The sequence below is a fragment of the Sporichthyaceae bacterium genome (assembly GCA_036493475.1).
In the GTDB taxonomy this organism is placed as follows: Bacteria; Actinomycetota; Actinomycetes; order Sporichthyales; family Sporichthyaceae; genus DASQPJ01.
In genome coordinates this window covers 1-7,010 of record DASXPS010000189.1, presented here as the reverse complement: position 1 = coordinate 7,010, position 7,010 = coordinate 1, and the positions used below count along the sequence as shown (strand labels likewise).

Here is a 7,010-nt window from a genome sequence, read left to right as displayed (position 1 = left end):
GGCGGGCACCTGGGGCCGAACCTCGGCGCGGTTGAGTTGACCATCGCCCTGCACCGGGTGTTCGACTCCCCGCGGGACACCATCATCTGGGACACCGGCCACCAGGCCTACGTGCACAAACTGCTCACCGGTCGGGCCGGCGGGTTCGCTCGGCTGCGGCAGGCCGGGGGACTGTCCGGGTACCCCAGCCGGGCGGAGTCCGAGCACGACGTGGTGGAGAACTCGCACGCGTCCACGGCGTTGAGCTACGCCGACGGGCTGGCCAAGGCCCGCCAACTGATGGGCCAGCCGGACCGGCGCGTGGTCGCGGTGGTCGGCGACGGGGCGCTCACCGGCGGCATGGCCTGGGAGGCGTTGAACAACATCGCCGCTGCCGAGGACCGGCCGGTGATCATCGTGGTCAACGACAACGAGCGCTCCTACGCCCCGACCATCGGCGGACTGGCCCGGCACCTGGCCACGCTGCGCACCATGCCCAACTACGAACGCTTCCTGCGCTGGGGTGGCAAGCGGGTGCGCCATACGCCGGTGATCGGCGGGTCGATGTTCAACGCCCTGCACGGGTTCAAGAAGGGCGTCAAGGACATGGTCGCCCCGCAGGGCATGTTCGAGGACCTGGGGTTGAAGTACCTGGGCCCGATCGACGGGCACGACATCGGCGCGGTCAGCGCCGCGTTGGTGCGGGCGCGTGAGTTCGGTGGGCCGGTGATCGTGCACTGCATCACCGCGAAGGGCCAGGGTTACGCGCCGGCGGAGAACGACGAGGCGGACCGCTTCCACGGCATCGGCGTGCTCGATCCGATCACCGGACTGCCGCTGCCGGCCTCCGGCGGCACGTCCTGGACCTCGGTGTTCGCCGAGGAGATGTTGAAGTTCGGGCAGACCCGCCCGGACGTGGTCGCGATCACCGCGGCCATGTTGATCCCGGTCGGGCTCAAGGCGTTCGCCGCCGCGCACCCGGATCGGGTTTTCGACGTCGGCATCGCCGAGCAGCATGCGGTCACCTCCGCGGCCGGCTTGGCCATGGGTGGGCTGCACCCGGTGGTGGCGGTCTACGCGACATTCCTCAATCGGGCCTTCGACCAGGTGCTGCTCGACGTCGGTCTGCACCGGTGCGGAGTCACCTTCGTGCTGAACAGTGCCGGCGTGACCGGACCCGACGGCGCCAGCCACCACGGCATGTGGGATCTGTCCATGCTGAACCTGGTGCCCGGCCTGCGCTTCGCTGCGCCGCGCGACGCCGGGCAGTTCCGCGCGCAGTTGGGTGAGGCGACCGACGTCCCCGACGCGCCGACCGTGGTGCGGTATCCGAAGGGCGACGTGGGCCCGGACATTCCGGCCGTCGACCGCATCGGCGGGGTGGATGTGCTGCGCCGCGCCGGGGAGTCAGACGTGTTGCTGGTGAGCGTGGGTGCCACCGCCACGTTGTGTCTGGAGGTCGCCGACAGGTTGGCCGACCAGGGCATCGGGGTCAGCGTGGTGGACCCACGGTGGGTCAAGCCGGTCGACCCGGCACTGGTCGCGCTGGCGGGCGCGCACCGTCTGCTGGTGACCGTGGAGGACGGCCTGCGGGCCGGGGGTATCGGTACCGCGATCGCCCAGGCGTGCGGCGATGCCGGGGTGGACACACCGGTGCGCAACTACGGCATCCCGTCGGAATTCCTCGGCCACGGCACCCGAGCCGAAGTGCTGGCCGCGGTGGGCCTGAGCGCGCAGGACATCTCCCGCGGCGTGGTGGAGACCATCGCCCGGCTCGGTGCCGCAGATGTAGTGGCCCACACGGTGCCGGAATCCGCCGACCACGCTGAGGACTGACGCTACGTCAGTCCTCGGGGCCGGGATCGCCGGTCGGCGCGGTCTCGCCTGCGGCCACCCGGCTCAGTGCGTCGACGACGGCGTCCACGGTGAGCTCGATCTGCCAGGGTCGTGCGCCGAGGTCGGTCAGCGCCGTGCGCAGCGCGTCGGATGACGTTTCCTCCGGCGGGCTCCACGCGATGCGACGCACTGTGTCCGGGGACAGCAGATTCTCGGTCGGCATGTGGTGCTTGTCGGCCAGTTCACCGATCACCGCCCGCAGCACGGACAGTCGGGCCGCGGCGTCGGGATCGCGGTCCGGCCAGGAGCGCGGCGGCGGCGGACCGCCGGCGACCACATGTGCGGGCGGCAGCGCGGAGTCCGGCAACGCCCGCGCCGCCTCGATCGCGGCGAACCACTGACCGGCCGCGCGGCGGGTGGCCCGGCCGCTGAACACCGGCATCTCAGCGAGTGCCTCGACGGTGGGAGGTGAGGCCAGCGCGGCCTCCACGATTGCGGTATCCGGCAGGATCCGGCCCGGCGCGATGTCCCGGCTGCGGGCCATCTTGTCCCGCGTCTCCCACATGGCCCGCACGATTGCGAGCTGCCGCGGTCGTCGGACCCGGTGCAGACCGGAGGCCCGCCGCCAGGGATCCACCCGAGCACTCGGCAACGGTGCCGCGGTCACCGCGGCGAACTCCTGCTGGGCCCACTCCAGCTTCCCCGCCGCAGTCAATTCGCGCTCCAGCGCGTTGCGCAGGTCGATGAGCACCTCGACGTCCAGTGCGGCGTAGCGCAGCCACGGCTCGGGCAGCGGCCGGGCCGACCAGTCGGCCGCCGAATGGCCCTTCTCCAGGGCCAGACCGAGCACTTCGGCGACGATGCTGCCCAGGCCGACCCGCGGATAGCCGAGCAGGCGCCCGGCAAGTTCGGTGTCGAAGATCAACGTCGGGCGCAGACCGACCTCGGCCAGACACGGGATGTCCTGGCTGGCGGCGTGCAACACCCACTCCGGACCTTCGAGTGCATCGATGAGCGGATCCAGGTCCGGGCAGGCGATCGGGTCGATCAGCACGGTGCCCGCGCCGTGGCGGCGCAGCTGGATCAGGTAGGCCCGCTGGCCGTACCGATAGCCGGAGGCCCGTTCGGCGTCCACCGCCACCGGGCCCTCTCCGGCGGCCAGCGCCGCCGCCGCGGCGGCCAGTGCGGCCCGCGTCTCGACCACCGGCGGCACACCGTCCGCGGGCTCGAGCAGGGGTACGAGTTCGCGGTCGTCAGGTTCCTGCGCCGCGTCGCTCACGGGCCATACCGTACGGCTTTCGCTCTCGGCCCGATCACGCGACTCCATCATGATCAGTGCTCTGCCGGCCCTCCGCTGTTCAATCCCCCGTCACCAATGTGGCCGAGCCGCAACGCGGAGGCGTAAATGCGAGGTCCCCCGGGCCGGGGGGCGGCACGGGGGACCTCGGGGTGGATCGAGTGGTCAGTCGATGGCGCGGGCGCGCATCGCGGTCGCGACCATGCCGGCGCGGTCGCCGGTGCCCAACTTGCGGGCGATGCGGGCCAGGTGGCTCTTGATGGTGAGTGCGGACAGGCCCATGGCCTCGCCGACGTCGCGGTTGGCCCGACCCTCGGCCACGTGGCGCAGCACCTCGACCTCGCGGTCGGACAGCCCGAGGCGGGCGGCGGCGCGGGAGGCCTCGGAGTCGTTGCCCGGTGCGGTGCCGCAGGAGCGACCGGCCAGCACACAGCTGCGGATGCGCGCGGCGAGTGCGGCATGGGTGGCCCGGGCGCCGTCGTTCTGCGGGACCACTGCGCAGCCGGCCCAACCGGCCCGCTGCAATTCGGCGAGCAGCATGATGCCCGAACCGTCCGGCAGCAATGCGTCGGAAAGGCACACCTCGCGCAGGCCGGCGGTGCGGGCCCAGGCGCGGGCCTGGAGCACGGTGCCGGCCTCGGCGACGTCGCGGGCGCCCAGCGAGCGCAGTCGGCGCACGCTCATCGCGCGGCGGTACGGGTCGGCAGCGACGACCATCGCGGTAAACGAGGTGGCAACCTCGGTGGGGAGGGTGCCCGGGCCGGTGCCTTGGCGAGGTACCCGGGGAGCGGGCAGCTGCTGCGGAATGCGACCGCGGGACTGCTGGATCAACGCCACGGGAATCTCCCAATGCTCAGTAAGTGTGCCTTTAGCTGCCCATCGGCTCCCTTAGGGATGTCCTTGAGCAATCAATGGCATTTCTTTACCAAACTCCCCGAAAATCGCCCCCTGGGACCCATGGATCCCGTGACGGTAAATTCGGGTAAATCCGGATAACTTCCGGTGGGGGACCGCATACCGGGCACATCACCCGCGATGACTCAGCAGACAGACAGGAAGATTTACGGTCTGTAGCGCCCTCACCCCGTTGGGTGAGCACAGCGCGAGACTTTACCTACCGCACCCGGCGATGGGGGGTAAACGTAAAGATTGGGGTCAACGACCCCGGCGGGCGGGCAGGCTCAACACGCCCGGCACTACCGGCGGCAGCCCTGCCGCGGTGCACAGCACATCCACCCAGGCCTCGACGTGCGCACGCACGTCCTCGCCCGGACTCCAGGACGCGCGGATCTCCAGCTCACCGGCCGGTTCGTCCTCGGCATCGGCGGCCAACTCGCCATAGGCGTGCGACTGCACCCGGGTCACCGTGCCGCTGGCCGCGGCCATCTCGACACCGTGCGCGGTCAGCGCCTCCTCCAACCAGTGCCAGGCGACGTCGTGCAGCAGCGGGTCGGAGACCAACTCGGCCTCCAGTTCGGTGCGGATATAGGTGACCAGCCGGGCGCAGCCGTCCCAGGCCTCGTGCCCGTCCGGGTCGTAGAGCAGGATCAGTCGGCCGTGGGCCAGCTCATCCTCCCCTTCGCTGACCGTGGCGGTGAGCGCGGCGCCGTAGGGCGCCAGCCGGGCCGGGGCGGGGGCCTCGGCCAACCGCACCTCGGGACGGGTGGTCACCGCGCGCAGCGCGGCGGCCGCGGCGGCGAACTCCGCGGGCAACTCCTGCGGAGTGGTCGGAAACGGGGTGGCCGGTGCGTGCGCGGAGCGGTCCCCGTCGGAGCCGGCGACGGTGCGGCGCCTAGGCCACGTGGCGCAGCGCGTCGGGCGCGGGCGCCGGGATCAGCAGCGGGACGAGGACGTAGCCGGCGCCACACTCGGTGCAGACCACATCGAGGCAGTCCTCGTGCCCGTCCAGGCACACGGCGACGAACGGCCGCGGGGCAGCGCAGTCGTCGCAGTGACGAACCGTCTCGGGATGCGACGCAGGCACTGGACCTACCCTCCGGTTGCGGGCGGCGGATTTCACCCGACGCCACGACGGTGCCACGCGCCTCCGACAAATCCGCGGACCGAGGGCGGCGTGTCGCATGGCACCATCTGCAGCGTGTCCCGACCCGCCGCCGCCACCTCCTGGACCGCCCCGGCGGGCGACCCTCGGGAATCGGTGTTTCTCCGCGCCTGCCGTCGCCGGCCCGTGCCGTACACCCCGGTCTGGTTCATGCGCCAGGCCGGCCGGGCGCTGCCCGAGTATCGGGCGCTGCGCACCGAGGTGGCCATGCTCGCCGCCTGCTCCGACCCCGGCCTGGTCACCGAGATCACCCTGCAGCCGGTCCGCCGCTACGGGGTGGACGCGGCGATCCTGTTCTCCGACATCGTCGTCCCGCTGCGCGCGGTGGGCATCGAGTTGGACATCGTGCCCGGCGTCGGACCGGTGATCTCCAAGCCGATCCGGGAGGCCGCCGACCTGGACCGGTTGGTCCCGCTGGAGGAGGGCGCGGTCGACTTCATCAGCGCTGCCGTCCGCGCACTGGTGGGCGAACTGGGTGGCATCCCGCTGATCGGCTTCGCCGGTGCGCCGTTCACCCTCGCCTCCTACCTGGTCGAGGGCGGGCCGTCCCGCCACCACGAGCGCACCAAGGCGATGATGTTCGGCGCCCCCGACCTGTGGGCCGCGCTGGTGGACCGCCTGGCCACGATCACCGCCACGTTCCTGCGGGTGCAGGCCGAAGCCGGGGCGAGCGCCCTGCAGGTGTTCGACTCCTGGGCGGGTGCGCTGTCCGCGGCCGACTACGCGCGCGCGGTCGCGCCGGCCAGCCGCCGGGTGTTCGCGCAGACCGCGGACCTGGGCGTGCCCCGGATCCACTTCGGCGTGGGTACCGGGGAGTTGCTGCACCAGATGGGGGCGGTGGGCGCGGACGTGGTCGGGGTGGACTGGCGCACACCGCTGTCCGTGGCCGCGCAGCGCATCGGTCCCGACCGCGCGGTGCAGGGGAACCTCGACCCGGCCGTGCTGCTGGCCGGGTGGGATGCGGTGGCCGCGGCCACCGACGCGATCCTCCAGGACGCGTCAGGTTTGCCGGGCCACGTGTTCAACCTCGGCCACGGGGTGTTGCCGGGTACCGACCCGGATGTGCTGACCCGGGTGGTGGACCGGGTTCACGCGCGCACAGCGCGAGCCGGATAATTCCCGCGCACGAACACGTCATCGTGGTCGTTGGTGTCGCCACGGACCAGGTTCGAGGCGCGCGACCCGAAGGTCACCATCCGGCCGTCGCCGCTGACCATCGGAAAGGAACTGGTCGCGCCGTTGGCCCTGGCCCCGGTGGGGGTGACGTTCACCCGGCTGATCGCGCCGGTGGTCAGGTCCATCCGGAACACGTCGTAGTCGAAGCCTGTGTCGTGCGGGATCAGGTTCGAGGCCCGGGACAGAAACACCACGGTCTGCCCGTCGGCGGACAATGACGGCGCCCCGGATACCCCGTTCGCGCCCCGGCCGTGCAACCCCACGCTGATCAACCGGGTGGTCCCGGTGCGCAGGTCCCGGAGAAACACGTCGTCCTGGGCGTTGCCGTCCTTGGGCACGAGATTGCGCGCGGAGGACACGAATGCCACGTAGCGGCCGTCCGCACTGATCACCGCGCCGGTGCTTTCGGAGGTGCCCTGCCGGCGGCCGCGGAACCAGCCGTTGCCCACGGACGTGGTGCCGCCCACGCTGACCCGGGTGGTGGTGCGGGTGCGCCGGTCGAACACGAAGCAGTCGGCCTTGCGGTTGGTGTCGCCGGGCACCAGGTCGCGGACCTCGGAGGAGAACGCCACGTACCGGCCGTCCGTGGAGATCGTCGGGTCGTCGCCCTCGATGTGCCCGAGGCGATCCCGATGGCCGGTGCGGGTGTCGTAGACGAAC

Annotated in this window: 7 protein-coding genes; 2 read left to right on the top strand and 5 right to left on the bottom strand. The window is 71.7% G+C overall.

Features of this window, described 5'->3' with window-relative positions; genetic code table 11:
• Positions 1 to 1,815, top strand: a 1,815-nt coding sequence (gene dxs, locus VGJ14_18565) for a 1-deoxy-D-xylulose-5-phosphate synthase (GenBank protein ID HEY2834432.1), incomplete at its 5' end; no start/stop codon positions are given.
• A 7-nt stretch (positions 1,816 to 1,822) separates the two neighbouring features.
• Here dxs and VGJ14_18560 read toward each other — a convergent pair.
• From VGJ14_18560 to VGJ14_18545, 4 genes are all read right to left on the bottom strand, one after another.
• Positions 1,823 to 3,094 carry a ribonuclease D gene (locus VGJ14_18560; protein HEY2834431.1) on the bottom strand — a complete coding sequence of 424 codons (1,272 nt, stop codon included), beginning with the start codon at positions 3,092 to 3,094 and terminating at the stop codon, positions 1,823 to 1,825.
• A gap of 183 nt (positions 3,095 to 3,277) precedes the next feature.
• On the bottom strand, positions 3,278 to 3,949 hold the full coding sequence (locus tag VGJ14_18555) for a LuxR C-terminal-related transcriptional regulator (protein ID HEY2834430.1): 672 nt from the start codon (positions 3,947 to 3,949) through the stop codon (positions 3,278 to 3,280).
• Between the two features lie 318 nt (positions 3,950 to 4,267).
• Positions 4,268 to 4,825, bottom strand: coding sequence for a DUF3000 domain-containing protein (locus VGJ14_18550; GenBank protein ID HEY2834429.1), 558 nt, complete (start codon positions 4,823 to 4,825; stop codon positions 4,268 to 4,270).
• Between the two features lie 79 nt (positions 4,826 to 4,904).
• Entirely contained in the window at positions 4,905 to 5,096 is a 192-nt protein-coding gene (locus VGJ14_18545) for a hypothetical protein (GenBank protein HEY2834428.1), read from the bottom strand.
• A gap of 114 nt (positions 5,097 to 5,210) precedes the next feature.
• Between VGJ14_18545 and hemE the strand changes: the two genes are divergently transcribed.
• Complete coding sequence (hemE, locus tag VGJ14_18540) at positions 5,211 to 6,290, top strand: uroporphyrinogen decarboxylase (protein ID HEY2834427.1); 1,080 nt, start codon at positions 5,211 to 5,213, stop codon at positions 6,288 to 6,290.
• On the opposite strand, the gene VGJ14_18535 is transcribed toward hemE, so the two are convergent.
• Positions 6,263 to 7,010: hypothetical protein (locus tag VGJ14_18535; GenBank protein ID HEY2834426.1), on the bottom strand; the 748-nt coding region annotated here is incomplete at its 5' end. The two genes, hemE and VGJ14_18535, sit on opposite strands and share 28 nt — an antisense overlap.